Here is a 1,143-nt window from a genome sequence, read left to right on the forward strand (position 1 = left end):
GGTTTATTCTCCTTGGCTGAATAAAATAGAGCGGCTATGGCAATCATTGCATGAAACCGTCACACGGAACCATTGTTGCCAATATATGTGAATGCTGATCAAAAGAGTTAAGTTTTTTTTAAATGCCGCTTCAGCAAATCAATGGAAAGGGATAGGAAATATGAAACTCTCATAATTATGAAAAGTTATTTAGAATCAGTAATAATGGCTTTTTCTACTTTTTTGCAGTAAATCGATGCTATGATCTAAAAAGTAATGTTTCTTAACTAAACAAATAATAAGCCCTGTAATCACAGGGCAATCCGTTAATGATAAAAACCACTCAGAACGGGATCTCATCCCACTCCATATCCTCCGGCAACGCTGAAAGCTGTGCCGTCTGAGTCGGCGCACCCTCTTTTTTAACGCCCTGAGAGGGCTGTGGCTTCTGAACGGGTTTCGGTACTGTCTGCTGCTTAGCCACGGGCTTTGCCTCGCCACGGCTGCCCAGCATCTGCATCGTGCCATTCACACTCACCACCACTTCGGTTGAATAGCGATCCTGCCCCTGTTGGTCCTGCCATTTGCGCGTTTGCAGCTGGCCTTCAATGTAAACCTGGGCGCCTTTTTGCAGGTACTCTGCCGCAATTTCGGCTAGTTTGCCGAAGATCACCACCCGGTGCCATTCGGTCTTCTCCCGTATTTCACCGGTTTGTTTATCCCGCCAGCTTTCTGATGTTGCCAGTGACAGCGTTGCCACGGTACCGCCGGTTGGCAGGTAACGGATCTCCGGATCTTGTCCCAGATTACCGATTAAAATCACTTTGTTGATACCCCGTGAAGACATATCGATTTCCTTTCTGTTACGCTGACTGACGTTGTGTCCAGCGCCCCTGTTTCAGGGCAAATTCCGCCTGCTCACGGCGGGCAAAATACTCTGTTGATTCACGAGAGCACGGGACGCCCTCATCCATCGTGCCGATATAAAAACCTGCACGGGTTTGTAACACCGTTAACGGTAATTGCTTATAACAATATTGCAGTGCCAGAACGCCAATGGAGGGAATAGTCATCTCTGTACCCTATTGTATTTGTTAGCAAAGAGACTGCCCTGAAACATCAGGGCAAGTCAGTGGAGTAGAATGAATATCAGAATGAATTTTC

At 46.6% G+C, this 1,143-nt stretch carries 2 protein-coding genes and 1 pseudogene; 1 reads left to right on the top strand and 2 read right to left on the bottom strand.

Annotation, left to right across the window (positions count from 1 at the left end; translation table 11 throughout):
- Positions 1-88, top strand: a pseudogene (locus Xedl_RS33885) (hypothetical protein); the annotation flags it as partial.
- 234 nt (positions 89-322) lie between these two features.
- Here the strand turns inward: Xedl_RS33885 and ssb are convergent.
- Positions 323-826: a single-stranded DNA-binding protein gene (gene ssb, locus Xedl_RS19690; protein WP_074025413.1), complete on the bottom strand. Its 504-nt coding sequence runs from the start codon at positions 824-826 to the stop codon at positions 323-325.
- Between the two features lie 16 nt (positions 827-842).
- Positions 843-1,052, bottom strand: a complete 210-nt coding sequence (locus tag Xedl_RS19695) for a hypothetical protein (protein ID WP_074025415.1) — start codon at positions 1,050-1,052, stop codon at positions 843-845.
- Between the last annotated feature and the right edge of the window lie 91 nt (positions 1,053-1,143).

It is taken from the genome of Xenorhabdus eapokensis (genome assembly GCF_001908105.1).

Coding starts and splice junctions, on each gene's coding strand:
- ssb (WP_074025413.1), bottom strand. CDS start 826: ATGTCTTCACGGGGTATCAACAAAGTGATTTTAATCGGTAATCTGGGA.
- Xedl_RS19695 (WP_074025415.1), bottom strand. CDS start 1,052: ATGACTATTCCCTCCATTGGCGTTCTGGCACTGCAATATTGTTATAAG.